Below are 23,458 nucleotides of genomic sequence, written 5' to 3' on the forward strand. Positions count from 1 at the left end.
TGGTCGTCCCACTGTTGGCGATCTGGAACTGGCCGGTGAACAGGCCGCGCACCGCGTTCTGGACGGTGCGGTCGAAGTTCTGGCCGGCCCAGATCACGAACGCGATCTGGATGATCGCGCCGACCAGCGCCAGGAAGGGCAACGACACGAGGGCGAACTCGACCGCGGCGGCCCCCTCGGCGGCGGCGGCGAACGTGCGGATCGGTGACGGGCGAAATGCGCGGACGAGGCGGCGAGGCATGACACCTGAGGCGGATGAGATACGTTATTCAGACGCTATCCACCCGAAGATCTAAACCAAAGTTGAATCGCCCTACCAACCCTAGATGACATCCTGCGGCGTCATCGCGACATGAGCACAACCCTCGGTCGCACGGAACGCCCCCTCATCTAGGACAATAAGGCGATCGGCCGGGATAAAGACTTGCGGAGAGCGGCGCATCATGTCGGCCGGGAAAAAATGACTTTCCGCCGTTCGCGATCTGCTCGATCCGTGAGCGACGATGCTTTGGAACCCGGAACGAAAAAGGCCCCGGATGCGTGATCCGGGGCCTTCACAATATCAGGAGCAAGGCCCGACGGCGCCCGGCGGGCGGGTGCTGCCTAGAACGGGATGTCGTCGTCGAGGTCGTAGTTGCCGCGCGAACCGCCGCCACCGCCCGCGGGCGCCGGGGGCTGACGCCGCTCGCTGCCGCCCTGGGAACGGCCACCGCCATACTCGCCGCCGCCGCCGCCGCGGCTGACCTGGCCGCCGCCCTCGTCGTCGGCCGCCATCTCGCCACCGCCGCCGCGCCCGTCGAGAATCGTCATCTCGCCGCGGAAGCGCTGGAGCACCACCTCGGTGGTGTACTTCTCGACGCCGGAATTGTCGGTCCACTTCCGGGTCTGGAGCTGGCCCTCGATGTAGACCTTCGAGCCCTTGCGCAGGTACTGCTCGGCCACGCGGGCGAGGTTCTCGTTGTAGATCACGACCGAGTGCCACTCGGTCTTCTCCTTGCGCTCGCCCGACGCCTTGTCCTTCCACGACTCGGAGGTCGCGAGGCGCAGGTTGACCACCGGATCGCCGGAGCCGAGGCGGCGCGTCTCGGGATCGCGCCCGAGATTGCCCACCAGAATGACCTTGTTGACGCTGCCCGCCATCGCTCTCTCCTTCGCCGTCGGATCTCACAGGGCTCGGTCCGGCCGAACCCGCGGGTGCTCTTCATGAGCCTCGGGACGAGCCCGGGCAACCGGCGCAGCGGCGCTTGTCCCCATCACCCAAACGCGGCGCCGGCCTCCTGTGTTCTATCTTTGTTCCGATTACGCGGCAAGCCGGTGCCGCATCGCGCGGCGCCGGCTGCGAAGTCCCGCTCAGGCGACGTGGACGATGAGCTTGCCGAAGTTGCGGCCCTTCAGCAGGCCGATGAAGGCCTCGGGCGCGTTCTCCAGGCCCTCGACCACGTCCTCGCGGTACTTCACCGATCCATCCGCGATCCAGCCGCCGACCTCCCGCTCGAAGGCGTCGATCTGGCTCGCGAAATCCCAGACGATGAAGCCCTGGATCCGCAGGCGCTTGGTCAGCACCGCGCGCATCAGCAGCGGCGACCGGTCGGGGCCAAGCGGTAGCTCGGTGGCGTTGTAGCCGGCGATCAGGCCGCAGACCGGCATGCGCGCGAAGTCGTTGAGCAGCGGCAGCACCGCCTCGAAGACCGCGCCGCCGACGTTCTCGAAGTAGACGTCGATGCCCTTCGGGCAGGCGGCGGCCAGCGCACCGGGCAGGTCGTCGGAGCGATGGTCGACCGCGGCGTCGAAGCCGAGCTCGCGCGTGAGGTAGGCGCACTTCTCGGGGCCGCCCGCGATGCCGACGGCGCGCGCACCCTTGAGCTTGGCGATCTGCCCGACGAGCGATCCCACCGGCCCGGCGGCGGCGGCCACCACCACGGTCTCGCCGGGCTTCGGCTCGCCGATGTTGAGGAGCCCGGTATAGGCGGTCATGCCGGGCATGCCGAGGACGCCGAGCGCCGTCGTCGGCGGTGCGACCGCGGGATCGACCTTTCGCAGGCCCTTGCCGTCGGACACCGAGAAATCCTGCCATCCGCCGAAGGCCTGGACCAGGGTTCCGATGGGGAAGTCCGGGTGCTCGGAGCGCATCACCTCGCTCACCGTCCCGCCGGTCATCGGCTCGCCGATGCCGACCGGCTGCGCGTAGGATTTCGCCGCGCTCATCCGGCCGCGCATGTAAGGGTCGAGCGAGAGCCAGCGTGTGCGCAGCAGGATCTCGCCGGCGCGCGGCGTCGGGACGACGGCCTCCTCGAGGCGGAAGTTCTGCAAGGTCGGCTCGCCGTGCGGACGCGCGGCGAGGACGATGCGGCGGTTCTTGGCGGCCATGCCGGGTCTCCGTGAGGGTCGAGGATCGATCGGCCTATCATGTCGCAGCGGCGAGGCCCGATGTCACCGTCGCGCGCGTTCCGCGTTGCCCGATCGAACCGATCCCCAAACACGAGAGCAACCGCATGCGCGTCGGATCCGGCCTCGCCCTCGCCATCGCGTCGATCGCCCTCGCCGGCCAGGCCGCCGCAGCGCAGGACCCGCTGGCGCGCTATCGCCAGGCGTCGCGCGTGCTCGTCCTGTCCGCCCCGGATGCCGACGATCGCCGGCTCGCCGAGCAGCGCGCCGCCGTCGAGGCGGCGCGTGCCGGGTTCGGCGAGCGGGATCTCGTGGTGGTCGAGGCGGTGGGCGAAGGGGAAAGCGCCGCGGCGATCCGGCGGCAGCTGCGCCTTCCGGCCGACGCGTTCCGCGCGGTGCTCGTCGGCAAGGACGGCGGCGCCAAGATCACGGCGGCGGAGCCGATCCCGGCGCTGCGGCTGTTCTCGACGATCGACGCGATGCCGATGCGCCGGGACGAGATGCGCCGCCAGCGCTGAGCCGAAACAAAAAAGGGCCGCCCGCGGGCAGCCCTCTTTCTCGTTTCCGTCGTCGATCCGCTCAGTAGCAGCGCTCGACCAGCACGCGGCGATAGCCGTACGGCGTCCAGCGGACCCGGGGAACGGTCACGCACTCGCCGCCGTAACCGTAACCGTAGCCACCGTAGGCGGCCGGGGCGTAGCCATAGCCGTATCCGTAACCCGGGTAGCCGTAGCCGCCGTATCCCCCGTAGAGGCCGCCGGCGGCGAGGCCGAGGCCGACACCGAGACCCAGGCCGCCGAGGCCGTACCCGTAGCCGCGGCCGTAACCGTAGCCCCGATATCCGCCGAAGCCGCCGCGATAGCCGCCGAAACCGCCCCGGAAGCCGGCGCCACGGAACCCGCCGAAGCCACCGCCACGAAACCCGCCGAAGCCGCCGCCGTGAAACCCACCGCCATGGAAGCCACCGCCGAAGCCGCGCGCCTCGGCCGACGCCGGCAGGTAAGCGAGCGCTCCGACCATCAACGTCGAAGCAAGAAGAAGACGCTTCATCAAACCATCTCCAGAAGAGTCGTGACCGTAACCCCCATCGTCCGAGAAACGCGCAGGCGCCGATTTCGGTTCAGGCTGCGACATTCGAAACCGCCTCCTCGCTGCGGCCATCGCGGCTGCTTGAAAAGCGTCGCATTCTGAGGTGAGGAGACGCGCCGCAGGCGTGCGAATGGCTCGGCTGCTTCGGGGCCTCACGATGATGTTACGTTCGACCCTAGCGGCGGCTCTCGCATTCCTGGCCGTCTCGAGCGGCGGCGCGCGCGCGGAGACTGCCGTCCCCGAGGCCTGCCGGCCGATCCAGGCGCAGGGCGACAGCTTCACCGTGTGCACCGTCGATCTCCGCCGCCAGCGCGTGCGGCTGTTCTGGCTCGGCGCCGACGGGCAGCCCTATTCGTCGCTCTCGGCGCTCGCCGAGAAGCAGGGCCCGCGCCTGAGCTTTGCGATGAACGCCGGCATGTACGACAAGGACCAGGCCCCGGTCGGCCTCTACGTCGAGGACGGCCGCGAGATGAAGGGCGTCTCGACCGCCAACGGGCCGGGCAACTTCCACCTCAAGCCGAACGGCGTGTTCTACGTGAAGGGCGAGCGCGCCGGCGTGCTCGACACCGGGCACTACCTCAAGGCACGCCTGAGGCCCGACTTCGCGACGCAGTCCGGCCCGATGCTGGTGATCGACGGGCAGATCCACCCCAAGATCTCCGCCGACGGGCCGAGCCAGAAGATCCGCAACGGCGTCGGCGTCCGCGACGACGGGCGGGTGGCGGTGTTCGCGATCTCGGAGCATCCCGTCACCTTCGGCGCCTTCGCGCGCCTGTTCCGGGACGACCTCGGGTGCCGCAACGCGCTGTTCCTCGACGGCAGCGTGTCGAGCCTCTACGCGCCGGCGCTCAAGCGCAGCGACATCAGCCGCCCGCTCGGGCCGATGGTCGGGGCGGTCGCACGATAGGGACGGGCCGCCTCAGCGGCGGGTCGCATCCATGCGCAGGCCGTGCTCGGGCCGCAAGGTCACCCGGTGCAGCGGCGTCATCGGCGGATGATCGGCCGGCATCCGGAACCGCACGGCGCGGACGATGTGGGCCAGCACGATCACCGCCTCCTGCAGCGAGAAGCTCTGACCGATGCAGACGCGCGGGCCCGCCCCGAACGGCAAGTAGGCGAAGCGCGGGATCGCGTCGCGGTTCGCACCGAGGAACCGTTCCGGCACGAAGGCGTCCGGATCGTCCCATAGGGTGCGGTGCCGGTGCAGCACGTAGGGCGCGACCAGCACCATCGACCCGCGCGGCACCTTGATGCGGCCGAGGCGATCGTCGCGGATCGCCTGGCGGCTGAGGAACGGCACCGGCGGGAACAGGCGCATCGCCTCCTCCATCACCGCCTTGGCGAAGGGCAGCGCCTCGATCGCGACGTCGCCGTCGCCCGCCGCGTCGACCTCGGCCTCGAGGCGCTCGCGGGCGGCGTCGTCCTTCGCCAAGCAGTACAGCGCCCAGGTCAGGGCATTCGCCGTGGTCTCGTGCCCGGCGGCGATGAAGGTGACGATGTTGGCCTGAACCTCGAGGTCGGTGAGGCCCTTGCCGGTCTCGGGGTCCTGCGCCGCCAGCAACAGCGTCATCAGGTCCTGCGGCGCGCCGCCGGCCGCCAACAGCGCCTTGCGGCGGGCGATCAGCTCCTCGACCACCTCGGCGAAGTAGCGCCCCGCCGGCCGCGCCCGCAGGCGTCCGAGCCGGGGCACGAAATCGGGCACGCCGAACACGTCGAGCGGGTCGATCGGCCCGACGGCCTCGAGGAAGCGGGTGATCGCCCGCCCGAGCGCATCGGGATCGCCGGGCAGGCCCTGGGTGAAGATCGTCCGCTCCAGCACGTCCAGCGTCACGCGGGTCATCTCCAGCGCGACGTCGACCTGCGTGCCGTCGCGCCGGACGAGGCGGCGGGCGAGCTTGGCGCCGGACGCGTTCATTGCATCGGAAAAACCCTGCACGGTGCGCGCCGAGAAGATCGGCGCCAGCGTCCGCCGCTGCAGCTTCCAGGCGTCGCCCTCGGCGCTGAGCAGGCCGTTGCCGAGCCCGGGCGCCAGGACGCGGCGCTGGAGGTCGTCCTTGCGGTAGTTGCCGACGTTCTCGACGAGGAGGTAGCGAATCAGTGCCGGGTCGCTGACCACGGTGATGCGGCCCATGGCGCCGTCGCCGGCCACCACGGGGGCGGTGAAGTGATCCTCCATCCAGGTGGTGATCGGGTTCTTGCGCGCCGCCTTGAGGAACTCGAACAGGCCCATCGCCGTGCGGCGCGGCGCCGGCACCGGCGGCCGGAAGCGGGACGCCACCGGCGCATCCGTGTCGATCGCGATCGTCGCCGTCATTCGGGCGCCATCCTTGCTTGGCGCGACGGGGAACAGGCCGCCGCGTTTGTCGGGACACGGCCGGAAAAGCGCCTTCGCGATTTGCCGCCGCCTGTCGTAGGTAGGCACCGCACCGCACCGAACGTAGAGGCCACGATGTCGCCGCAGCCCGAGACCGCCACCCGCACGGAATCCGACACTTTCGGGCCGATCGAGGTTCCGGCGCACCGGTATTGGGGGGCGCAGACCCAGCGCTCGATCCAGAACTTCAAGATCGGCACCGAGCACATGCCGGCGCCGCTCGTCCACGCGCTGGGCCTCGTCAAGCAGTCGGCCGCCCTGGTGAACCAGGATCTCGGCGGCCTCGACCCGAAGGTGGCCGAGGCGATCGCGGCGTCGGCGGCCGAGGTGGTCGAGGGCCGGCACGACGACGAGTTCCCGCTGGTGGTGTGGCAGACCGGATCGGGCACCCAGTCCAACATGAACGCCAACGAGGTGATCGCCAGCCTCGCCAACGAGCGGCTCGGGGGCAAGCGCGGCGGCAAGTCGCCGGTCCACCCCAACGACCATTGCAACCGCGGCCAGTCCTCGAACGACGTCTTCCCGACGGCGATGCACATCGCGGTCTCGCGCGAGATCACCGAGCGCCTGATGCCGGCGCTGACGCACCTGCACACCGCGCTCGACGCGAAGGCGAAGGCCTTCGAATCGATCGTCAAGATCGGCCGCACCCACCTGCAGGACGCGACCCCGGTCTCGCTCGGCCAGGAATTCTCGGGCTACGCCGCGCAGGTCGCGCTCGGCGGCTCGCGCATCGCGGCGACGCTGCCCGGCGTGCTGGCGCTGGCGCAGGGCGGCACCGCCGTCGGCACCGGGCTGAACGCGCATCCGGAATTCGCCGAGCGCTTCGCCGCCAAGGTCGCGGAGCTGACCGGCCTGCCCTTCACCTCGGCCGCCAACAAGTTCGAGGCGCTGGCGACCCACGACGCGCTGGTGTTCACGCAGGGCGCGCTCTCGGCGCTCGCCACCGGCCTGTTCAAGATCGCGCAGGACATCCGCCTGCTGGCATCCGGCCCGCGCTCCGGGCTGGGCGAGCTGTCGCTGCCGGAGAACGAGCCGGGCTCCTCGATCATGCCAGGCAAGGTCAACCCGACCCAGTGCGAGGCGCTGACGATGGTCTGCGCGCAGGTGATCGGCAACGGCACCACCGTGAGCTTCGCCGGCAGCCAGGGCAACTTCGAGCTCAACGTGTTCAAGCCTGTGATCGCCAACGCGGTGCTGCAGTCGATCCGCCTGCTCGCCGACGCGGCGGTGAGCTTCACCGACAACTGCGTCGTCGGGATCAAGGCCAACGAGGACAAGATCGCCGACCTGATGAGCCGCTCGCTGATGCTGGTGACCGCGCTCGCGCCCTCGATCGGCTACGACAAGGCCGCCGAGATCGCCAAGACGGCGCACAAGAACGGCACCACCCTGAAGCAAGAGGCCCTGCGCCTCGGCTACGTGACGGAGGCCGAGTTCGAGCGAGTGGTGCGGCCCGAGACCATGCTGGCCCCGAGCGCCGAGTAGGCCGAAGCCGAGACCCGGGAGATCGACGCGATGGCCGAGATCATCAACCTGCGCCAAGCCCGCAAGGCACGCCTGCGGGTCGAGAAGGACGAGAAGGCGGCCGACAACCGCATCGCCTTCGGCCGCCCGAAGAAGGCCCGGACCCTGCAGGAGCGCAAGACGGCGATCGAGGTCGCCCGCCACGAGGGCCACAAGCTGGTCGGGCCGGATTCGGAGACGTGAGCGAGGGTGCGCCGCCGCGCGACGTCCGTTTCCCTGGAGGGGGCCACGGCGTTCACCGATCTCGTCCGATCCAAGTGGATTGCTTCTGATACCGCTTCACTCCGTCATCCCGGGGCTGCGCAGCAGAGCCCGGGATCCAGAGCCGCCGACGGCGCCATCCGAGGCACGACCTGCGGTTCTGGATCCCGGGCTCGCCTTCGGCGCCTTGGGATGACGGGGAAGGTTGGGAAGGGAGGGAAGAGCCCGCGATGAGCATCACCAAGCGCTCGGTGATGATCGCCGGCCACCGCACCAGCGTGTCGCTGGAGGATCCGTTCTGGACCGCTCTGTGCGAGTTCGCCGCAGCACGCGGCCAATCGGTGCAGGCGCTGATCGGGGCGATCGATGCCGGCCGCGACGGCCAGAACCTGTCCTCGGCGATCCGGGTCTTCGTGCTGGCGTCATTTCGCGAGCGGGCACCCTGACCGGTCGTCAGCGCCGGATGTCGCGAAGGCTGAGCGAGGCGGCCGGCACCGCGCCGGAGGCGGTCGACGTCGTCGTGCTCACCCATTGCCACACCGACCACATCGGCGGGCTGATGCGCGACGGGCATCCGGCAGTCCCGAACGCGCGCCTCGTCGTCGGCGCGACCGAGTACGAGTTCTGGGCGAAGCCCGAACGGCTCGCGGCGGCGCCATCGAGCAACGAGCACGCCTCGGCGCTGGTGTTCCGCACCCACCTCATGCCGCTCGCCGCAAGGACGCGCTTCATGAAGGATGGCGACGAGGTCGTGCCGGGGATAAATGCGCTCGCGGCCTACGGGCATACGCCCGGCCACCTTGCCTTCCACGTCGAGAGCGAAGGGCGGCGGATGCTGATCTGGGGCGATTGCGCCCACCACGAGGTCGCCTCGCTCGCCGAGCCCGGCTGGCACGCCCTGTTCGACATGGACAAGGCCGCGGGCGCCGCGACGCGCCGGCGGATCTACGACATGGCGACCACCGACGACCTCGTCGTCGCCGGCTACCACACCTCGTTCCCCTCGCTCGGCTACGTCGGGCGCAGCGGCACCGGATATCGCTGGATCCCGGTCACCTATCAGCTCGAACGCTGAGGTTCGTCACTCCGCCGCCTGCAGCGCCGGCTCGGCCGATCGCCCGATCGCGGCCGGCCGCGGTCCGCCGGTCGCCCAATCCAGCAACTCCACCGTGTGGACGATCGGGATCGCGGTGCCCTTCCCGATCTGGGTGGCGCAGCCGATGTTGCCGGTGGCGATCACGTCGGGGCGCATGCGCTCGATGTTGGCGACCTTGCGCGCCCGCAGCTTGCCTGCCAGCTCCGGCTGCAGGATGTTGTAGGTGCCGGCCGAGCCGCAGCAGATGTGCCCCTCGGGCACGTCCTTCACGGTGAAACCCGCCTGCTTCAGCAAGGCCTTCGGCTCGGTGCGGATACCCTGGCCGTGCTGCATCGAGCAGGCGGAATGGTAGGCGACGACGAGGTCGCTCTCGATCACCGGCGCGATGCCGAGCGTGGCGACGAACTCAGTGACATCCTTGGCCAGCGCCGAGACCCTCGCCGCCTTGTCGGCATAGGCCGGGTCGTCGCGGAACATGAATCCGTAATCCTTGATCGTCGTGCCGCAGCCGGACGCCGTGACGAGGATCGCGTCGAGCCCCGCGCCGTCGGCCTCCGCGATCCAGGCGTCGATGGTGCGCTTGGCCTGGGCATGCGAATCGCCCGTCCTGCCCATGTGGTGGGTGAGCGCGCCGCAGCAGCCCTCCCCGTCCGCATGCACCACCTCGACGCCGTGCCGGGTCAGCAGGCGGATCGCCGCCGCGTTGAAATCGGGGCGCAGCACGCTCTGGGCGCAGCCGCGCAGCAGCGCCACGCGCTTCCTCTCGGCCCGGGCGCCGACGGCCGGGAAAGTCGCGGGCCGGTTCGTCGGCTCGCGGCCCGGCAGCGCGGCGGGCGCGAGGTCGAGCATCGCGGCGAGGCGGTTGCCGACCCGCGGCAGGCGCGCGACCAGCGGCTTGAACGGCGCGCCGAGCTTGGCCGCCCACAGGGCCAGCCGGAACCGGCCGGGATGGGGCAGCACGAAAGCCAGGATAGCCCGGAGCGCGCGGTCGTCGAGCCGCCGGGAGAACGTCTCCTCGATATGGCTGCGGGCGTGGTCGACGAGGTGCATGTAGTGCACGCCCGATGGGCAGGTCGTCATGCAGGACAGGCACGACAGGCAGCGGTCGACGTGCTTGACCACCTCGGCGCTCGCCGCCTTGCCGCCCTCGAGCATGTCCTTGATCAGGTAGATCCGCCCGCGCGGGGAATCCAGCTCGTCGCCGAGCAGCAGGTAGGTCGGGCAGGTCGCCGTGCAGAACCCGCAATGCACGCAGGTGCGCAGGATCTTCTCGGAGGTCGCCATCGCCGGGTCGGCGAGCTGAGCGAGGGAGAAATTGGTTTGCATGGCGCGTTCTGGATGCGTCCTGTCTCAGGCCGATCGCGTCGGCCCCGTCTTTCGATCGTCTGTGCCACCGTTTCGCGCCGGGCACGATGCGGCGGACGGCCCGCGCGAGGTCGGGCCCCCGCGCGGAAGCGCTAAACCCCCGCGTACATCCGCCCGGGGTTGAAAATTCCCGCAGGATCGTGCGCCGCCTTGATCCCCTGCGTCACCCGCATCAGCGGCTCGGACAGCGGCTGGAACACCGGCACCGCGGCGCGCACCGCGTCGGGCGCGCGGATCAGCGTGGCGTGGCCGCGGTGCTCGGCGAGCGCCCCGCGGATCGCCGCGGCCCCGGCATCGCCCGCGCTCGGCACGGCGAGCCAGACCAGGCCGCCGCCCCAGTCGTAGAACCAGCGGGCCGGCATCGCGCGGCCGATCGCGGCGGCGAGCGCCGGCCCGCGCGTCGGCGCGGTCGAGAGGCGCCACACGGCGTCCGCCGAGCCGGCGAACGGCGTCGCGTCGCGGATCGCCGTCCACAGGGCGGCGCCGGGCTCGCCATCGAGGATTTCGGCGGCGCCGAAGCGCTTCAGGAGCTTACGCAGCTCGCCGATGCGGTAGTCGAGGGAATCGGAGAAGCCTTCGAGGCGCATCAACGTGCGGGGGTCCTCGCCGTCGATCCCCGCGGGGAGGTGCGCCGCGCCGGTGAGCTCGAACGGCGAGCCCAGCGCGGCGGCGAGCGCGGCGACGGCGCGGGCGTCGTCGAGCCCCGAGAAGACCAGCGTCGCGACGCGTTCCTGCACCGGCAGCACCTTGAAGGTGACCTCGGTCAGCAGCCCGAGGGTGCCCCAGGAGCCGGCCATCAGCTTCACGAGGTCGAGGCCGGTGACGTTCTTCATCACCCGGCCGCCGGACTTGATCGCCTGCCCGCGGCCGTTGACGAAGCGCACGCCGATCAGGCTGTCGCGGGCGGCCCCGGCGTTGATGCGGCGCGGCCCGGAATTGTTGGCCGCCGCGACCGCGCCGAAGCTCGGCGCGCCGGCGCTGCCCATCAGGGCCCGGGCGTCCATCGGCTCGAACGGCAGCATCTGGCCGCGCGCGGCGAGCAGCGCCTGGACCTCGGAGAGCGGCGTGCCGGCGCGCGCCGCGATCACCATCTCGGCCGGCTCGTACAGGGTGATCCCGGAGAGCGCCCGCGCCGACAGGGTCGCCTCGTCCTGCGCCGGCCGGCCGATCCCGGCCATGGTGTCACCGCCCACGAGGCGCAGGCGCTCGGACCGGCCGGCGGCCGCACCGACGATGTCGGCCGCCTCGCCCTCGTCGCGGGGCTCGTAGAATGGCATCGTTTCCTGCCCGGTCGCGTGTTTTCGGCGGATGCCTTCTGCGCGGCATCCTTGTGGCCGCGATCATGCGGGATCGCGGCCGCCTTGCAAAGTGGAACCGCTCTACTCTGCGGCCAGGGGATGGGTGGAACGGACGCGCCCCGCGACCTGGCTGCGCAGGCCGGCGATGTCGAAGATCCACACCACGGCCGCGTAGAGGCCGGCGCCGAGCGGCACGGCGAGGCCGAGCGCGAGCGGCGGATCGAGATGGCGCAACGGCGTGAGCGCCAGGGCCATGGCGCCGCAGGCGGCGCTCGCGGACAGGATCTCGCTCCAGGGCAGCACGAGCCGGTCGCGTCCGGTCAGGGCCCGCACGGCCAGCCAGGCGAAGGCCGCGCCGAGCGCCAGCGTCTGGGCCAGCGCCACGCCGGCGCCGCCGAGCAGCGGCGGCAGGACGAGCAGGCCGAGCCCGTTGACGGCGAGCCCGGCCGCCGCGGCCGCGATCACCGGCAGGGTGCGGCGACGGATCTGGAACACCGGGTTGATTGCGAAGAACATCATCGCGAGGCAGAACAGGCCCGGGATGAGCAGCAGCGCGTAGAGGGCGAAAGGCCCGCGATAGGCCTCGGGCACCACGAGCGCCTCGAGCGCCGGCAGCACCGCCCAGAACCCGACGGCGCAGGGCAGCAGCAGCGCGAAGACCGTGGCGGCGTTGGCGGCGACCTGACGTTCGGCCGCCGCACGTCCGTGCAGCTCCTCGACGCGGACCGCGAGTTGGAACAGCAGCAGGTCGAGCGCCGTGCCGAGCATGGTCAGGCTGCGTGCGGTCACGTCGGCAGCGAGGGCGAAGTAGCCGGCCTCGGCGAATCCCGCCTGCGCCGCGATGGTGCCGCGGTTGAGGAACGGCAGGAGCTGGTAGACGGCGTTGGCCGCGATCAGCGGCAGTCCGTAGCGCAGGAACAGCGTCCAGGTCTCGCGCCGGCGATGATGCTCCACCGTCGTCACCGGGTCGCGCAGCGGGTGGCGCAGGATTATCACCGCGAGGAGCTGGCTCAGCCCGGCGGCGGCCAGCACCCAGGCCGGCTGGCGCAGATACCAGGCGGCCGCCGCCATCATCGCGAAGGCCAGCACGTTCTTCACCGCGACGAGGCCGAAGTAGAGCTTGCCGTCGAAGCGGGCGCGGGCGAGCGCGGCATGGTAGTCGAACACGCCGATGCCGAGCGCCGCCAGCATCGCGCCGGACAGGATCGCGGCGTGGCCGTCGGGGCCGTCGCCGAGACCGAGGCCGCCGGCGATGGCCGCGGCGGACAACAGCAGCGCCACGAGGATGGCGTAGGCCCGGTCGAGGCCGTGGCGGATCCACGGCTCGTCGAGGCGCACGCGCACGGAATAGAACCGCGTCGCCGACAGGCGCAGCCATTCGAACAGCACGGTGGTGATCACCAGGGTGCCGGCGGTGGCCAGTGCGAACCGTCCGAAGTCGGACGGCCCGAGCAGCTTGGCGATGAGCAGGCCGAGGACGAAGTTCAGCCCGGCATTCAGGACGAAAGCGGCGATCACGGCCATGGACGAGCCTTCGGGGACGAACGAGCCTTCGGGGACGAACCGGCACGGGCGAGCGCGGCCTGCGGCCTCGATCTAGCGCCGCGCCGGTAAGATTCCCTGAATCCGGCACGACGAGGGCGCGCCGGAACGGTTTGGCACCGAAGGCCGTTTCCGCGTCCGGTCCAGACCTTCCTCGGAGTCCCCGTCAGATGCGCATCCTCGTTCCCGCCGCTGCGATCCTCGCCCTCGCGGGCATCCAGGCCGCCACCGCCCAGACCACCGTGATCGAGCGCGGCGCGCCGGACACCGTCGTGGTCGACCGCCCGGCGACCGAGAGCAAGACGGTCGAGACCCGCGAGAGCAGCGACGGCTGCTCCACGAAGACGGTTACGTCGACCAACGACGAGGGCGACCGCAAGACGGTGCGCAAGGAGCGCTGCGACTGATCTTTCGGCCTCAACCGCTCCGGCGCTGCCGGGGCGGCACCTGCGCCGTGCCCGGCGCGTCGTCGACGAGCGGGCGCTCGTAGCGCCACGCCTCCATCCCATCCTCGTAATAATCCTCGCGCACGTCGAAGCGGGTGTAGCCGCGCCGCTCGTACAAGCGCAGGCCGGCGCCGTTGTCGGCGCGGACCTCGAGGCGCAGGCGGGTGCAGCCGTGGCGGCGGGCCTCGTCCTCCACCGCCTGCATCAGCCGCCCGCCGAGGCCGAGACCCGAACGGGACGACGACACCGCGATCGACGAGAGCCGCGCGTTGCGGCTGTTGCGGCGGCGCTCCAGCGTCGCCGCGCCGATGAGGACGTTGGTCCCGTCCTCCTCCTCCAGCAAGGCGACCAGCACGCTCATCGAGGGCGAGCGGATCGCGTGCCGGATCGCACGCCGCTCCGCGCGGTCGGTCGAGAAGGTCGCGTTCTCCAGGGCGACCAGGGCATCGAGATCGTCGAGGCGCGCGGGGCGGATCTTCAGCTCGCCGTCGGCTTGCGGGCTCACGCGGTCCCCCGGGGCCGAATCGTCCGCCGTCTCACCCCGACCATGATGACCGCCGCTCACCGCCCGCCGCACGCGCAGCACGACGCCCGGATGCCGCGGACCGGCAGGGCGTCGCCACCGTCGACCGGCGTCAGATGCCCCCTCTTCGCGCGCTTGGGAAGCCCGGCCACGGCCGAGCGCTGCGTTTTGGCAACAGCTGCCCGCTCTGCACAGGAAATCCCACCGCAAGGCGGCGATTTCTCCTTGTGATGGCGCGGCGGCGTCCGTATATCCGCCCTGCCCAATTTCGCACGTGCCTGTGGCCGCGTGTCGGTTGGTGGGCATCCGGCCAACTGCCGGACAGCCGCCAGGGGTCTTAAAGGATCGATGGTCGACAGGGTGGATCCCCTCCGGCCGGCATCCAGGTGGCGACACCGGACCCCGACAACAACCGGCAGCCGGAGGCGAAACCGGCGAACCCCGCTCTCCACGGGGGACGCAGCTTAAAGCAACGACGAACGGGCTTTTTTGGTCTCGTCGGCCCTCCAAAGGCCGGCACCGAAGAGGCTTGTTTCTCCTTGCCCGGCGTGCGGATGGGAAAACCCCGTCCAATCCACGGCAGCCTCCGGGTGCTCTTCGCGCCCGCACGGATCGTCGCGTCTCCACAGCGCGCGGGTCCGCGCGACGCATCGGCCCCAGACGCCGGCGGTCCGCCTGGACCGTCACATCTTCGACGGCGCGCTCCCCCGTGGGCGGCCCCGCGAACCTGTGGGTTGGAATCGACATGACCGATCGCATCCGCGACTTCCTGCGCGTCCGCCGCGACCTCGGCCGCGACGAGGGCCCCGTGATGGTGCTCGACCTCGACGTGGTCCGGGACAACTACACCGCGTTCGCCCGCGCGCTGCCCGACACCCGCGTGTTCTACGCGGTGAAGGCCAACCCGGCCCCCGAGGTGCTACGCCTCTTGGCCGACATGGGCTCGTGCTTCGACACAGCGTCGGTCGCCGAGATCGAGATGGCGCTCGCGTCCGGCGCCACCGCCGAGCGGATCTCCTTCGGCAACACCATCAAGAAGGAGCGCTGCATCGGCCGCGCGCTCCGTCTCGGCATCCGCCTGTTCGCGGTCGATTGCGAGGCCGAGGTCGAGAAGATCGTCCGCGCCGCCGCCGCCGCCGGGATCGAGGCCGGGGGGGTGCAGGTGTTCTGCCGCATCCTGTGCGACGGAGCCGGCGCCGACTGGCCGCTGTCGCGCAAGTTCGGCTGCGAGCCGGAGATGGCGGTCGACGTGCTGGATCACGCCCATCGTCAGGGCCTCTCGGCCTACGGCGTCTCGTTCCACGTCGGCTCGCAGCAGGGCAACACCGAGGCCTGGGACGGAGCGCTCGCCTCCGCCTCGACCATCTTCCGCGAGTGCGCGCTCCGCGGCATCGGCCTGTCGATGGTCAACCTCGGCGGCGGCTTCCCCACGAAGTACCTCAAGCAGGTGCCGGGCGTGGAATCCTACGGCGACGCGATCTTCCGCGCGCTCACCAAGCACTTCGGCAACCGGCTGCCCGAGACGATCATCGAGCCGGGCCGCGGCATGGTCGGCAACGCCGGCCTGATCGAGGCCGAGGTCGTGCTGATCTCGAAGAAGTCGGCCGCGGAGGACGAGGTGCGCTGGGTCTACCTCGACATCGGCAAGTTCGGGGGGCTGGCCGAGACCATGGACGAGTCGATCCGCTATCCCGTCCGCACTGCGCATGACGGCGACCGGATGGCGCCGTGCGTGCTGGCCGGCCCAACCTGCGATTCGATGGACGTGCTCTACGAGCGCGATCACTACCCGCTGCCGGTCTCCCTCTCCATCGGCGACAAGGTGCTGATCGAGGGCACCGGCGCCTACACCACGACCTACGCCGCGGTCGCCTTCAACGGTTTCCCGCCGCTGCAACAGATCGTGATCTGACCCGATCCGCACCTTCGGCGGCCGCGGGTCGTTAGGGCATCTGAACCCAGACCGCGCATCCCGATCGGCCGGCTCTCATCCGGTCGCCGGCAGGGATGCGCGGATCCTCGAGCGTCACGCCATGACGGGGCGGTTACGGTCATGATCCAGATCCGGGCGGAGCATTATCTCGACGTCGCGGCGCGCGAGCGCCTGCTCGACGCCTGCTTCGGCGCGAACCGCCGCGCGAAGACTTCGGAGCGCCTGCGGGAAGGCCGCCTGCCCGCCCGCGGCCTCGCCTTCTCGGCGACCCGCCACGGGCGCCTGATCGGGACGCTGCGGCTCTGGACCGTCGAGGCCGGCGCCCGGCCGGCCCTGCTTCTCGGGCCGCTCGCCGTCGACCCGGCGCTGCAGCGCCAGGGCCTCGGCCGGGTCATGATGCATGCCGCCCTCGGCCGCGCCGAATCCCTCGGGCACGGCGCCGTGCTGCTCGTGGGCGACGCGCCCTACTACGACCGCTTCGGCTTCTCGGGGGCCCTGGCGGCCGGCCTCACCCTGCCCGGCCCGTTCGCGCGCGAACGCTTCCTCGGCCTCGAGTTGCGGGCGGGCGCGCTCACCGGCGCCGAAGGATTGGTGCGGGCGACGGGCGTCCTCGATGCCCCGGCGGATCTCGGCACGGCGGGCGCGGCGGACGGCCGACGACGCGCCGCCTGAGCGCGACCGGACCGGCCGGGGCGGCACGGCCGCGTACCCGGGTGGCGCGACGGAAACGTAGCCGGGCGGCTCAGCGGCCGCCTGGCTCGATCGCCGGCAGCTCGTTCGGGCCGAGGCTTCCGCCGGCCGCGGCCTGCGGGCCGGCGACGCCGCGGGCGCGATTGGCCAGGGCCACGGTCAGCTTCTCGGCGGCATCCGGCTGCATCACGGCCAGCACCTCCGCCATCTTGCGCGGATTCATCGCCAGCACCAGCGATACCAGGACGTCCTGGCCGAGACGGTCGAAGACCCGGGCGGCCTCCTTCGGCTTCATCGTCTCGTACATCGTCACGAGGTTCTTCAGGCCGGCCTTCTCGGCCTCGGCCTTGGCCTTGCCGGATGTGTCGACCTTGTCCTCGGCCTGCTTGAGGTCGCCGAGCCCGGTCTCGAGCTTGCGCTCGGCCTCGCCGAGCATCTTCTCGCGCAGCTCCAGCTCGTCGCTCTTCTGCTTGAGCGCGTCGCGCCGGGCGCCGAGCTTCTCCAGCAGGGCACGCTCGCTCGGCGAGACTGGCTCGGGCATCGGCGGCTGAGCCTGGGGCGGCGGCTCGGGCTTCTTGGCATCCGCCTTCGTCTCGTCCTTGGGCGTCACCGATCCGGTGGTGGCGGGGTCGGCCAGCTCGTAGCCGGCGCGGGCCTTGGCGAGCACCTGGGCGAGGGCCGGCAATTCGGTGCCGACCTGCGGCGTCTCGACCGACATCGCGATGAGCTTCAGCACCAGCAGCCCGGCGGCGGCGAGCGTGACCGCATCGATCATCCGCAGGCGCAACGGACGGATCGCGCGCATGCGCGCGCGCGCCAGGGCGGTCAGGGCCTTCGCGTTGTTGGCGCCCCGGACGACCTTGGCCGCGCGCGCGCCCTCGGCGGCCGCGAGCGCGGTTCGGGCGGGGTCGGTCCGGGCGGGAGGCCCAGCACTCATGCGGCGCGGCTCCGCACCCTGTGGAGGGCGCGCTCGGTCATCGCGAGGGCGGCGGCGGCGGCGGCGCCGAGGCGCTCGCCGTTCGGGCCGTCGGAGGCCGGCGTCTCGCTCGCGACGCGCATCGTCGGGCGCTGCACGGCCGGCTCGGGCGCGACGGGCCGAGGCGCGGCGCCGCGCATCTGCGTGACGATCGCCCCGATGCGCGCGATCACGCCCTCGCCGGCCTCGACCTGCGCGGCGATGTCGGCGGCGTAGCGCTCGGCGGTGCCGAGGCGTTCCGCCAGCGTGCGGTCGCACTCGTCCAGCGTGCTGCGCAGGCCGGCGATGGCGCGCTCGGCGGTCGAGGTGGCGACCATCAGGTCGCCGATGGTCTGGCGCAGGGCGGCCTCGTCGCCCTTCAGCTGCACGATGCGGCGCGACAGCTTGATCGACGACACGATGGTGGCGACGAGCAGGACGGCGACGAGGCCGTCTGCGGCGAGCGTGACGAGGAGGCTCATGACCGAAAATCCATCGCTCAGGTGTCGCTTCGGTTGTTCATCGAGGCCTCGTAGGCCTGGAGCGTGGTGCGCGAGCGCCGCAGCGGCCGCGTCACCTGCACGGCGATGCTGTCGTCGACGCGCCCGATCCGCCCCTGCGTCAGCGCCCACTCGCCGCAGCGGACCGTGATGAGGTCGCTCGGCTTGGCGTCGAACATCAGCGTGTCGCCGACCTTCAGCGCCATGACGCGCTTCAGCGGCAGCGTCATCTCGTGGAGCACCGCCTCCATCGTCATGTCCGCCTGCCAGATCTCGGTGGCGAGGTGCCCTTCCCAGACGTGGTCGCGGCCGAGCTTTTCGCCCATGAAGCTCTGCATGAGCAGTTCACGGATAGGCTCGATGGTGGCGTAGGGGAACAGGATCTGCAGCAGGCCGCCGCGCCCGTCCATGTCGAGGCGGAGCGAGATCAGGATCGCCGCGTTGGCCGGCCGGGTGATGGTGGCGAAGCGCGGGTTGGTCTCGATCCGGTCGATCGCGAACCGCACCGGCGACAGCGGCTGGAACGACAGCTCGAGGTCGCCGAGGATGATCTCGACCAGGCGCCGGACCAGCTGCATCTCGATGGTGGTGAAGGGACGCCCGTCGAGGCGGCTCGACGAGCCGCCGCGCTTGCCCCCGAGCAGCAGGTCGAGCGTCGAGTAGGCGAGGTTCGACTCGACCGTGACCAGCCCGGAATTCTCCCAGGCGTCGGCCTTGAACACCCCGAGCAGGGTCGGCAGCGGGATGGCGTTGAGGTAGTCGCCGAAGCGGACCGAGGTGATGTTGTCGAGGGTGACCTCGACGTTGTCCTGGAAGAAGTTGCGCAGCGAGGTCGACAGCAACCGGATCATCCGGTCGAAGACGATCTCCAGCATCGGCAGGCGTTCGTACTGGACGACGCCCGAATCGACGATGGCGCGGACGCCGCCGGCGCCCGAGGCTGACAGCTCGCGCAGCGAGAAGCCGACGACGTCGTCGATCTCGTCCTGGCTGAGGATGCGGTCGTTGCCGGCGAGCTCGGGAAGGTTGTCGCTCTCCCCGTCCTCGATCATCGTCGCCCACTCGGCGGCGACGTCGCTGGCGTTGCGGGTGGTGCCCTGCTCCGCGAGCGCGGCGCCCCACTCGTCGGCGAGCGACGCGTCCCCGCCCTCGGCGCCCTGCTCGATCAGGGCTGCCGACCAGTCGTCCTCCACGTTCGGGTCGTCGGGTTCCATGAGGGGCTCGGTTGCAGAGAGGCGCGGTCGGGCTCGGGTTTGCGGCCGGTCGCTACTGGACGATCACGTCCTTGAAGAGCACCGCCTCGACACGGGCGGGATAGACCGCGACGTTGACCCGCTTCAGCAGCTCCTCGCGGAGGCGATACAGGCCCAGCGATCCGGAGAGGTCGCTGCCGCGCAGGTCGCGCATGTAGATCTGCAGCGCGTCCTCGACCCGCGGCATCAGCGGCTTCACCTCGCTCTCGACCTTCGCGTCCTTGAGCTCGAGGGCGATGCGGACCTTGGCGAACTTGGCCTTTTCGACGCCGGCCTCAGGGCTGAGGTTCATCACCATCTCTCGGACGTCGAGGAAGATGGACGGCTTCTTCACCTCCGCGACCTCGGCGGCGTGCTCGGCCTCGGCCTCGGCGGCGGCACGCTTCTTCAGCATGAACGCGCCCCCTCCCCCGCCGAGGAGGAGCACGGCGGCCGCGACGATGATGATGAGCTTCTTCTTGCTCTTCGGGGCTGCGGCCTCGCCGCCGGCACCCTCGGCGGCATCCGCTTTCTTGGGCTTCTTGGCCATGAGCGGTAGTCCGCGATCCGTCGGGTGAGCATCCGGGCGCACGCCTATCGGGTGCGGGCCCCTTCGAGGCTCCGGTATCGGCCGGCAGGGTTAACACGCCGTTAAGCCGGCACAATCTGCCGGGTCGGCTTTGCCGCCGGACCGATCCGGTCGTTTCGGCCGACCCGCGATCGCCCCGCCAAGCCATTGACTTGAAACACGAAAATCGGTTTTCGCACTCTGGCACGAGGGATGCGGATATCCCCTCGCCGCCACCGCGGCACGACGGATCGAGTCCACGATGCAGAATGCCCTCCTCGTCGGCGTGTCGAGCCAAATGGCGCTTCAGCGCGAGCTCGACGTCATCGCCAACAACATGGCCAACGTCTCGACCACAGGCTTCAAGGGCCGTTCGACGCGCTTCCAGGAATACCTGATGCCGACGGCGAGCGCGGACACCTTCGCCGGCTCGGATCGCCGCCTCTCCTACGTCATCGACCAGGGCACCGCGCTCGACCTCGGCCAGGGCGCGATCGAGCCCGACGGCAACCCGACCCACGTGGCGATCCAGGGCGAGGCGTTCTTCTCGGTGCAGACGCCGCAGGGCGTGCGCTTCACCCGCAACGGCGCCTTCGAGGTGAACGCGCAGGGCACCCTCGTCACCAGCGACGGCTACGCGGTGCAGGGCGAGGGCGGCCCGATCACCGTCAACCCGCAGGAGACCGGGCTCTCGATCGGCCCCGACGGCACGGTCTCCACCAATCTCGGCGTGCGGGGGAAGGTGCGGCTGGTGACCTTCGCCAACCCGCAGACCCTGACCAATGCCGGCGCCAACCTCTACGAATCGAGCGCGCAGCCGCAGCCCGCGGGGATCAGGGGGCGCCTCGAATCGGGTACGCTGGAGAAGTCCAACGTGCGCCCGGTGCTCGAGATGACCCGGCTGATGGACGTGAACCGGACCTACGCCATGGTTTCCAGCGTGATCACGCGGCTCGACGATCTGCGGGGCACGGCGATCCGCCGCCTCGCCGACGTCGCCTGAGCGGGAGCTAGACGATGCGCGCGCTCTACGCCGCCGCCACCGGCATGGCGGCCCAGGAACTCAACGTCCAGGTCATCTCGAACAACATCGCCAACCTTCGCACCACCGGCTACAAGCGCCAGCAGCCGCATTTCCAGGATCTGCTCTACCAGAACCTGCGCCGCGCCGGCGCCTCGACCTCGGACCAGAACACGCAGCTCCCGGCCGGCCTCGCCATCGGCTCGGGCGTGAAGACGGTCTCGACCGCCCGCATCATGTCGCAGGGCACGCTGACCTCGACGGAGAAGGATTACGACGTCGCGATCCGCGGCGAGGGCTTCTTCCGCGTGACGATGCCGGACGGGCGCACCGCCTACAGCCGCGACGGCTCCTTCGACCTGTCGGCCCAGGGGCAGCTCGTCACCCGGGACGGCTACCTCGTCGATCCCGGCATCACCGTGCCGAACACCGCCACCGCCGTCACCATCAGCGCCACGGGCGCGGTGCAGGCGACGCTGCCCGGGCAGACCGCACCGCAATCGCTCGGCCAGTTCCAGCTCGCCCGCTTCGTCAACAAGACCGGCCTCGAATCGATCGGCGACAACCTGTTCATCGAGACCGCGGCCTCGGGTCCGGCGGTCAGCGGGCTGCCCGGCGGCGAGGGCTTCGGCAACCTCCAGCAATCGTACCTGGAAGAGGCGAACGTCAACGCCGTCACCGAGATCTCGTCGCTGATCGCCGCGCAGCGCGCCTACGAGATGAACTCGAAGGTCGTCACCGCCGCCGACCAGATGCTCTCCACCACCTCGCAGATGTTCCGCAGCTAGCGCCGCCCGGAGCCCGACGGTCATGTTCCATTCCCCCGCCTACGACGAACCGCGCCAGGAGGCCGAGCTGCGGCCGATCACGCGTTCCGCCGGCCTGCGCACCGCCCCGCTCGGCGTCGCGGTGCTGCTGCGCGCGGCCTTCGCTTTCCTCGCGCTGGCCGTTCTCGGCGCCTACACGCTGCCGGCGTTCGCCGACGAGGCGATGCGCCTGCGCGGCGACGTCACCGCGCGCGGCGACGTGCTCACCCTCGAGGATCTCGTCGAAGGCGCGCCGAGCTCGGCGGCCAAGCGCCCGCTGTTCCGGGCGCCCGCGCTCGGCGCCACCGGCACGATCCAGGCCCGCCGCATCCTCGAGGCGGTCGCGGCCCTCAACCTCGGCGCCGTCGAGACGGGCGGCCGGCTCCAGGTCGCGGTCCAGCGCGCCGCGCGCCGGGTCGGAGCCCAGGAGATCGAGGCGGCGCTGCGCCGTGCGCTCGAGACCGCTTACGGGGTCGACGCGAAATCGGTGAGCGTGCGCCTCGACGGGGACGGGCCGATGCTGCTGGCGCCGGTCGATCTCGACGGCCAGGTCGTCGCCCTCGATCTCAACTACGATCCGCGCTCGCGCCGCGTCGGCGGGTTGATGACGCTCGGCGAGCGCCAGGCCTCGCTGCGGGTCTCCGGCGTGGTGATCGAGATGCGCGACGTCGCCATCGTCAACCGCACCCTCAACCGCGGCGAGCCGGTCACCGCCGCCGACCTGACGATCGAGCGCCGCCCGCGGGAAGGCTCGCCGCCGGACGCGCTGGCCTCGGGCGCGACGCTGGTCGGCGAGGTCGCGCAGCGCACGCTGAGCCAGGGCGCGATCCTCCGCACCGGCGATACCGCCCCGCCGGAACTCGTCGCCCGCGGCGAGGCGGTGACCATCGTCTACGAATCCCCCGGCATCAGCCTGGCGATGCGCGGCCAGGCCACCGATGCCGGACGGCTGGGCGCGACGGTCAACGTCGTCAACATCGCCTCGAAGAAGGTTCTCCAGGCGATCGTGATCGGCCCGGGCCGCGTCTCGGTCGGCCCGGCCCCACCGCAGCGGCAGGCGAGCGCCGAGCCGCCGACCACGCTTCGCTGACCGCACCCATCAAGATCAGGCAGAGACGATCCGATGCGTCATCCTTCGCGCTCCCCGCGCCGCGCCCTGCCCCTCGCCGCGGCGCTGGTCGCCTGCGCCGGGCTCGGCGCCTGCAACACCATGGACCGCCTGTCCCAGGTCGGCGCGCAGCCCAACCTGTCGGCGATCGAGGATCCGACGGCGCAGGCCGGCTACAAGCCGGTCCGCCTGCCGATGCCCGACGTGCAGCCGGTCTCGTATGCGCCGAACTCGCTCTGGCGCACCGGCTCGCGCGCCTTCTTCAAGGACCAGCGCGCCGCGCGGATCGGCGACCTCGTCACGGTGAAGGTCAACGTCACGGATCAGGCCAACATCTCGAACGAGACCAAGCGCTCGCGCAGCAACACCGAGAATTTCGGCTTGCCGAATGCCGGCGGCCTGGAGAAGAACGCCGCCGTGCTCGCCGCCGGCGTGTCGCCCGACAAGCTGCTCGCCGCCACGTCGAGCTCCTCGAACGACGGCGTCGGCTCGGTCCAGCGCAACGAGACCGTGTCGACCAACGTCGCCGCGATCGTGACGCAGGTCCTGCCCAACGGGAACCTGGTGGTCGAGGGCAAGCAGGAGATCCGGATCAACTTCGAGGTGCGCGAGCTGATCGTGGCCGGCGTGGTCCGCCCGGAGGACATCGAGTCGGACAACACCATCGAATCGACCAAGATCGCCCAGGCGCGCATCGCCTATGGCGGACGCGGCCAGATCACCGACGTGCAGCAGCCGCGTTACGGCCAGCAGATCGTCGACATCCTGCTGCCGTTCTGACCAGGGCCGAACGCTCCGA

25 protein-coding genes and 1 pseudogene are annotated in these 23,458 nt (G+C 70.9%); 13 read left to right on the top strand and 13 right to left on the bottom strand.

Translation table 11 applies throughout. The features are described from left to right. The 3 genes from MKK70_RS26950 to MKK70_RS26960 all read right to left on the bottom strand — a co-directional run. On the bottom strand, nt 1-241 hold a 241-nt coding region (locus tag MKK70_RS26950), incomplete at its 3' end, for a TadE/TadG family type IV pilus assembly protein (protein WP_243950987.1). A 362-nt stretch (nt 242-603) separates the two neighbouring features. Continuing rightward, a complete protein-coding gene (ssb, locus tag MKK70_RS26955; protein ID WP_243934693.1) occupies nt 604-1,140 on the bottom strand; it encodes a single-stranded DNA-binding protein in 537 nt (178 codons plus the stop codon). 210 nt (nt 1,141-1,350) lie between these two features. After that, a complete protein-coding gene (locus MKK70_RS26960; protein ID WP_243950988.1) occupies nt 1,351-2,367 on the bottom strand; it encodes an NADP-dependent oxidoreductase in 1,017 nt (338 codons plus the stop codon). Between the two features lie 125 nt (nt 2,368-2,492). On the opposite strand from MKK70_RS26960, the gene MKK70_RS26965 reads away from it, so the two are divergent. Further along, complete coding sequence (locus MKK70_RS26965) at nt 2,493-2,903, top strand: DUF4174 domain-containing protein (RefSeq protein ID WP_243950989.1); 411 nt, start codon at nt 2,493-2,495, stop codon at nt 2,901-2,903. A 61-nt stretch (nt 2,904-2,964) separates the two neighbouring features. Here the strand turns inward: MKK70_RS26965 and MKK70_RS26970 are convergent, their stop codons facing one another. Beyond that, the gene (locus tag MKK70_RS26970) at nt 2,965-3,435 is read right to left on the bottom strand and encodes a hypothetical protein (RefSeq protein ID WP_147727334.1); all 471 of its coding nucleotides are present in this window, start codon (nt 3,433-3,435) and stop codon (nt 2,965-2,967) included. 196 nt (nt 3,436-3,631) lie between these two features. On the opposite strand from MKK70_RS26970, the gene MKK70_RS26975 reads away from it, so the two are divergent. After that, entirely contained in the window at nt 3,632-4,381 is a 750-nt protein-coding gene (locus MKK70_RS26975) for a phosphodiester glycosidase family protein (protein WP_243950991.1), read from the top strand. A gap of 12 nt (nt 4,382-4,393) precedes the next feature. On the opposite strand, the gene MKK70_RS26980 is transcribed toward MKK70_RS26975, so the two are convergent. Beyond that, a complete protein-coding gene (locus MKK70_RS26980) occupies nt 4,394-5,788 on the bottom strand; it encodes a cytochrome P450 (RefSeq protein ID WP_243935435.1) in 1,395 nt (464 codons plus the stop codon). A 135-nt stretch (nt 5,789-5,923) separates the two neighbouring features. Here MKK70_RS26980 and fumC point away from each other — a divergent pair, with 135 nt between their 5' ends. The 4 genes and pseudogenes from fumC to MKK70_RS27000 all read left to right on the top strand — a co-directional run. Beyond that, on the top strand, nt 5,924-7,336 hold the full coding sequence (fumC, locus tag MKK70_RS26985) for a class II fumarate hydratase (protein WP_243950993.1): 1,413 nt from the start codon (nt 5,924-5,926) through the stop codon (nt 7,334-7,336). A gap of 30 nt (nt 7,337-7,366) precedes the next feature. Next, nucleotides 7,367-7,558 carry a DUF4169 family protein gene (locus tag MKK70_RS26990; RefSeq protein ID WP_243950995.1) on the top strand — a complete coding sequence of 64 codons (192 nt, stop codon included), beginning with the start codon at nt 7,367-7,369 and terminating at the stop codon, nt 7,556-7,558. Nucleotides 7,559-7,806: 248 nt separating this feature from the next. Continuing rightward, nucleotides 7,807-8,022 carry a ribbon-helix-helix domain-containing protein gene (locus tag MKK70_RS26995; protein WP_243950997.1) on the top strand — a complete coding sequence of 72 codons (216 nt, stop codon included), beginning with the start codon at nt 7,807-7,809 and terminating at the stop codon, nt 8,020-8,022. 2 nt (nt 8,023-8,024) lie between these two features. After that, nucleotides 8,025-8,651 (top strand): annotated as a pseudogene (locus MKK70_RS27000) (MBL fold metallo-hydrolase); the annotation flags it as partial. Nucleotides 8,652-8,657: 6 nt separating this feature from the next. Here the strand turns inward: MKK70_RS27000 and glcF are convergent. The 3 genes from glcF to MKK70_RS27015 form a co-directional block, all read right to left on the bottom strand. After that, nucleotides 8,658-9,998 (bottom strand): glycolate oxidase subunit GlcF, encoded by a 1,341-nt coding sequence (gene glcF / locus MKK70_RS27005; protein WP_243934702.1) that lies wholly within the window; start codon nt 9,996-9,998, stop codon nt 8,658-8,660. A gap of 131 nt (nt 9,999-10,129) precedes the next feature. Further along, a complete protein-coding gene (locus MKK70_RS27010; protein WP_243950999.1) occupies nt 10,130-11,314 on the bottom strand; it encodes an FAD-binding protein in 1,185 nt (394 codons plus the stop codon). A gap of 102 nt (nt 11,315-11,416) precedes the next feature. After that, nucleotides 11,417-12,859, bottom strand: coding sequence for a lipopolysaccharide biosynthesis protein (locus tag MKK70_RS27015; protein ID WP_243951001.1), 1,443 nt, complete (start codon nt 12,857-12,859; stop codon nt 11,417-11,419). 188 nt (nt 12,860-13,047) lie between these two features. Between MKK70_RS27015 and MKK70_RS27020 the strand changes: the two genes are divergently transcribed. After that, nucleotides 13,048-13,284: a hypothetical protein gene (locus MKK70_RS27020; protein WP_243934707.1), complete on the top strand. Its 237-nt coding sequence runs from the start codon at nt 13,048-13,050 to the stop codon at nt 13,282-13,284. 10 nt (nt 13,285-13,294) lie between these two features. On the opposite strand, the gene MKK70_RS27025 is transcribed toward MKK70_RS27020, so the two are convergent. Continuing rightward, entirely contained in the window at nt 13,295-13,828 is a 534-nt protein-coding gene (locus tag MKK70_RS27025; RefSeq protein ID WP_243934708.1) for a GNAT family N-acetyltransferase, read from the bottom strand. A 763-nt stretch (nt 13,829-14,591) separates the two neighbouring features. Between MKK70_RS27025 and MKK70_RS27030 the strand changes: the two genes are divergently transcribed. After that, entirely contained in the window at nt 14,592-15,758 is a 1,167-nt protein-coding gene (locus tag MKK70_RS27030) for a type III PLP-dependent enzyme (protein ID WP_243935447.1), read from the top strand. 141 nt (nt 15,759-15,899) lie between these two features. Beyond that, the gene (locus MKK70_RS27035; RefSeq protein WP_243951003.1) at nt 15,900-16,451 is read left to right on the top strand and encodes a GNAT family N-acetyltransferase; all 552 of its coding nucleotides are present in this window, start codon (nt 15,900-15,902) and stop codon (nt 16,449-16,451) included. A gap of 70 nt (nt 16,452-16,521) precedes the next feature. On the opposite strand, the gene MKK70_RS27040 is transcribed toward MKK70_RS27035, so the two are convergent. The 4 genes from MKK70_RS27040 to fliL all read right to left on the bottom strand — a co-directional run bounded on the left by MKK70_RS27040 (nt 16,522) and on the right by fliL (nt 19,706). Beyond that, a complete protein-coding gene (locus tag MKK70_RS27040) occupies nt 16,522-17,274 on the bottom strand; it encodes a MotE family protein (RefSeq protein ID WP_243951186.1) in 753 nt (250 codons plus the stop codon). A 128-nt stretch (nt 17,275-17,402) separates the two neighbouring features. Further along, entirely contained in the window at nt 17,403-17,906 is a 504-nt protein-coding gene (locus MKK70_RS27045; protein WP_243951005.1) for a DUF6468 domain-containing protein, read from the bottom strand. Between the two features lie 17 nt (nt 17,907-17,923). Then, the gene (fliM, locus tag MKK70_RS27050; protein WP_147728048.1) at nt 17,924-19,138 is read right to left on the bottom strand and encodes a flagellar motor switch protein FliM; all 1,215 of its coding nucleotides are present in this window, start codon (nt 19,136-19,138) and stop codon (nt 17,924-17,926) included. A 52-nt stretch (nt 19,139-19,190) separates the two neighbouring features. Then, complete coding sequence (fliL, locus tag MKK70_RS27055) at nt 19,191-19,706, bottom strand: flagellar basal body-associated protein FliL (RefSeq protein ID WP_147728049.1); 516 nt, start codon at nt 19,704-19,706, stop codon at nt 19,191-19,193. A gap of 280 nt (nt 19,707-19,986) precedes the next feature. Between fliL and flgF the strand changes: the two genes are divergently transcribed. From flgF to flgH, 4 genes are read left to right on the top strand one after another with little or no spacing between them, the layout of a single operon-like run. Next, complete coding sequence (gene flgF, locus MKK70_RS27060) at nt 19,987-20,727, top strand: flagellar basal-body rod protein FlgF (RefSeq protein WP_243951007.1); 741 nt, start codon at nt 19,987-19,989, stop codon at nt 20,725-20,727. A 14-nt stretch (nt 20,728-20,741) separates the two neighbouring features. Beyond that, complete coding sequence (flgG, locus tag MKK70_RS27065; RefSeq protein ID WP_147728051.1) at nt 20,742-21,533, top strand: flagellar basal-body rod protein FlgG; 792 nt, start codon at nt 20,742-20,744, stop codon at nt 21,531-21,533. A gap of 22 nt (nt 21,534-21,555) precedes the next feature. Continuing rightward, nucleotides 21,556-22,641: a flagellar basal body P-ring formation chaperone FlgA gene (gene flgA, locus MKK70_RS27070; RefSeq protein ID WP_243934714.1), complete on the top strand. Its 1,086-nt coding sequence runs from the start codon at nt 21,556-21,558 to the stop codon at nt 22,639-22,641. A 33-nt stretch (nt 22,642-22,674) separates the two neighbouring features. Continuing rightward, on the top strand, nt 22,675-23,439 hold the full coding sequence (flgH, locus tag MKK70_RS27075; protein ID WP_147841768.1) for a flagellar basal body L-ring protein FlgH: 765 nt from the start codon (nt 22,675-22,677) through the stop codon (nt 23,437-23,439). The last annotated feature ends 19 nt before the right edge of the window (nt 23,440-23,458 follow it).

It is taken from the genome of Methylobacterium sp. E-041, from assembly GCF_022829665.1.
Classification (GTDB): domain Bacteria; phylum Pseudomonadota; class Alphaproteobacteria; order Rhizobiales; family Beijerinckiaceae; genus Methylobacterium.

Coding starts and splice junctions, on each gene's coding strand:
- MKK70_RS26990 (WP_243950995.1), top strand. CDS start 7,367: ATGGCCGAGATCATCAACCTGCGCCAAGCCCGCAAGGCACGCCTGCGG.
- flgF (WP_243951007.1), top strand. CDS start 19,987: ATGCAGAATGCCCTCCTCGTCGGCGTGTCGAGCCAAATGGCGCTTCAG.
- MKK70_RS26965 (WP_243950989.1), top strand. CDS start 2,493: ATGCGCGTCGGATCCGGCCTCGCCCTCGCCATCGCGTCGATCGCCCTC.
- MKK70_RS27040 (WP_243951186.1), bottom strand. CDS start 17,274: ATGCGCGCGATCCGTCCGTTGCGCCTGCGGATGATCGATGCGGTCACG.
- MKK70_RS26980 (WP_243935435.1), bottom strand. CDS start 5,788: ATGACGGCGACGATCGCGATCGACACGGATGCGCCGGTGGCGTCCCGC.
- MKK70_RS26975 (WP_243950991.1), top strand. CDS start 3,632: ATGATGTTACGTTCGACCCTAGCGGCGGCTCTCGCATTCCTGGCCGTC.
- ssb (WP_243934693.1), bottom strand. CDS start 1,140: ATGGCGGGCAGCGTCAACAAGGTCATTCTGGTGGGCAATCTCGGGCGC.
- glcF (WP_243934702.1), bottom strand. CDS start 9,998: ATGCAAACCAATTTCTCCCTCGCTCAGCTCGCCGACCCGGCGATGGCG.
- MKK70_RS26960 (WP_243950988.1), bottom strand. CDS start 2,367: ATGGCCGCCAAGAACCGCCGCATCGTCCTCGCCGCGCGTCCGCACGGC.
- fliM (WP_147728048.1), bottom strand. CDS start 19,138: ATGGAACCCGACGACCCGAACGTGGAGGACGACTGGTCGGCAGCCCTG.
- MKK70_RS27015 (WP_243951001.1), bottom strand. CDS start 12,859: ATGGCCGTGATCGCCGCTTTCGTCCTGAATGCCGGGCTGAACTTCGTC.
- MKK70_RS27035 (WP_243951003.1), top strand. CDS start 15,900: ATGATCCAGATCCGGGCGGAGCATTATCTCGACGTCGCGGCGCGCGAG.
- fumC (WP_243950993.1), top strand. CDS start 5,924: ATGTCGCCGCAGCCCGAGACCGCCACCCGCACGGAATCCGACACTTTC.
- flgH (WP_147841768.1), top strand. CDS start 22,675: ATGCGTCATCCTTCGCGCTCCCCGCGCCGCGCCCTGCCCCTCGCCGCG.
- MKK70_RS26995 (WP_243950997.1), top strand. CDS start 7,807: ATGAGCATCACCAAGCGCTCGGTGATGATCGCCGGCCACCGCACCAGC.
- MKK70_RS27010 (WP_243950999.1), bottom strand. CDS start 11,314: ATGCCATTCTACGAGCCCCGCGACGAGGGCGAGGCGGCCGACATCGTC.
- MKK70_RS27020 (WP_243934707.1), top strand. CDS start 13,048: ATGCGCATCCTCGTTCCCGCCGCTGCGATCCTCGCCCTCGCGGGCATC.
- flgA (WP_243934714.1), top strand. CDS start 21,556: ATGTTCCATTCCCCCGCCTACGACGAACCGCGCCAGGAGGCCGAGCTG.
- fliL (WP_147728049.1), bottom strand. CDS start 19,706: ATGGCCAAGAAGCCCAAGAAAGCGGATGCCGCCGAGGGTGCCGGCGGC.
- MKK70_RS27045 (WP_243951005.1), bottom strand. CDS start 17,906: ATGAGCCTCCTCGTCACGCTCGCCGCAGACGGCCTCGTCGCCGTCCTG.
- MKK70_RS27030 (WP_243935447.1), top strand. CDS start 14,592: ATGACCGATCGCATCCGCGACTTCCTGCGCGTCCGCCGCGACCTCGGC.
- flgG (WP_147728051.1), top strand. CDS start 20,742: ATGCGCGCGCTCTACGCCGCCGCCACCGGCATGGCGGCCCAGGAACTC.
- MKK70_RS26970 (WP_147727334.1), bottom strand. CDS start 3,435: ATGAAGCGTCTTCTTCTTGCTTCGACGTTGATGGTCGGAGCGCTCGCT.